The organism is Labrys sp. KB_33_2, assembly GCF_052114505.1.
Lineage (GTDB): Bacteria > Pseudomonadota > Alphaproteobacteria > Rhizobiales > Labraceae > Labrys.
On record NZ_JBFREW010000063.1, the window covers coordinates 1 to 2,021 of the forward strand.

The 2,021-nt window shown below is 52.6% G+C and carries 2 protein-coding genes; both read right to left on the minus strand.

Features of this window, described 5'->3' with window-relative positions; all coding sequences use genetic code 11:
* Positions 1-482: TolC family protein (locus AB4037_RS34515; protein ID WP_441774663.1), on the minus strand; the 482-nt coding region annotated here is incomplete at its 3' end.
* 305 nt (positions 483-787) lie between these two features.
* Entirely contained in the window at positions 788-1,537 is a 750-nt protein-coding gene (locus AB4037_RS34520) for a LuxR C-terminal-related transcriptional regulator (protein ID WP_441774664.1), read from the minus strand.
* Positions 1,538-2,021: the final 484 nt, after the last annotated feature.

Genomic DNA, 2,021 nt, shown 5'->3' on the forward strand with positions numbered 1-2,021 from the left:
TGCAGATTGAGGAGTGCCGCGTCGCGCAGCACGTTCATATAGGCCGTCACTCCGTTAAGGAGCACCGCTTGCTCGGTGTCGCGCAGCGTCTCGCGCTGGCCGAGCACGCCCGACTCGGCAGCGCGCACCGAATTGGCGGTTTGAAAGCCGTTGAACAGATTCTGCGTTACCGTGACCTCTGCGCCGCGCGGAAATCGCGTGGCGTTGGACCGACTCCCCTGCAACGACTTGGTGAAATCCCGTTCGGCGCTGATGCTGGCCGAGGCCGAGATGTTGGGCCTGTAACCGCTGAGCGCCTGCGACACGGTTTCGTCATTGGCCCGGGTGCCGGCACGCTGGGCATTCAAGGTGGGGTTGGCCGAGTAGGCTTGCGCAAGGGCCGATTGCAGCGATTGAGCCTGCGCTCCGCATGTAAAAATGAACAGTGAAGCGCCTACTACAAAGATAGAATGGATTCGCATGGACTTCATGATTTCACCCACTGCTCGCATTCGTCCACACGATGCGACTATGATCGATGTCAAACATCCATAAAGGCGCCGAAAGGCGTGAGAATACGGACGGATCAAGTATAAAGCGAGCTGCCTCTCGATCCATGAGGGCATCGAATGCATTTGCCGAAAATGGCCGTTCCTTGAGGGAGGACATCACATCGCCAGTCTTTTGAGCCGGCAAGGCCCAGACCATATTCCTCCCGTAAGAAATGCAGGTAGAACCCGAATTACGAGCGTCATACCTCAACCTATGTTGCCCTTACATTAAATATAAAATAAATTTTATCCTAGATTCAGAAGTAGCCACTTGCCGTGCAAGCGAGTTGCGTTCTATTGCGAACGCGATACCTCTTCATCATGTTTCGAACATGAACCTTTACAGTGCATTCGCTCATATTTAACTTATACGCAATAGCCTTATTTGAGTTTCCTTTTCTAAGAAGCTCAAGAACCTCGATCTGCCTGGGGGTCAAAAGGGTATTTGAGCGGTTATGCTCTGGTTCCGTGGCTGGCCGACAAACCTCCCGGCACGCAGATGTCAATAATGTGCTGGGAACGTAGGTGCCGCCGGCTTCGACAAGTCTTATTGCTTCAATAATAATGTTCATATCGATGCTCATCGGTATATAGCCATGGGCACCGTTTTCGATCGCCTTGACGACGAGCGAGGACTCTTCAACATCAGAAATTATGACAATCCGGGCATTAGGGACGGCCGTACGGCTTGTGTGTATGTCATGACTAACAGCCAAATCCGTTTGGCGTTGACCCACTGCAAAAAACAGAACAACACCCGGAGCGGCAATGGGGTCAACATTCAGCCAAGCCTGCACGGTTTCATGACTACTAATGAGGAAATTCCGAGAGCTTCCCCGTAGGCAATACGCGAAAGAATCTCGCAGGAATAAATTATCACTCACTAATGTGACATGATGTATACCTAGGGTTAAATTGCGCCCATTTCTACGGCGTTGGCGATAAGTCCGATCATAGTAATGAGTGTCCGGCACTTGATGGATCGGGAGTCGGCGATCTGCGGTCATCACTGGTTTAACCGTCCTCTTGATAATAACATTCGGCGTGATCGTTTGTTGACCTTCCGCCAGGTTATCTGTCCGGCAGCTTTACCCTGATGCTCGACCCTAGTCGTTGGCTGACAGTCCCCGAACTTAGCAATCGGTCCAAAACGGTGTGCGGTCGGCTGCTCTTTAGGGACACGATCCAAGCCATAATTCCGGCGGCAGCGCTTTGACGGTCGGCGCTTCTGCCTACTTTCGAGCGACTCATCATTAATGGGCCGGCATTCATGAGTTCGTGCGTGCGCCGACTGATCGACACCTCTTGCTTGCCTGTACTGATGAGAAAGTACCAATGACCCCTAAGAGCCCAACCCGAAAAGAGTTGAGCGGTTTCAGTCGGTTGTGATTCCGTCAGGTTGCGAGACGTGATGGAGAACACTATGGCCTGGACCGAAACCGCCCGGCGTGATCATGCACGCCGGGGGCTGCGCTATTCAAGCGATTTGAG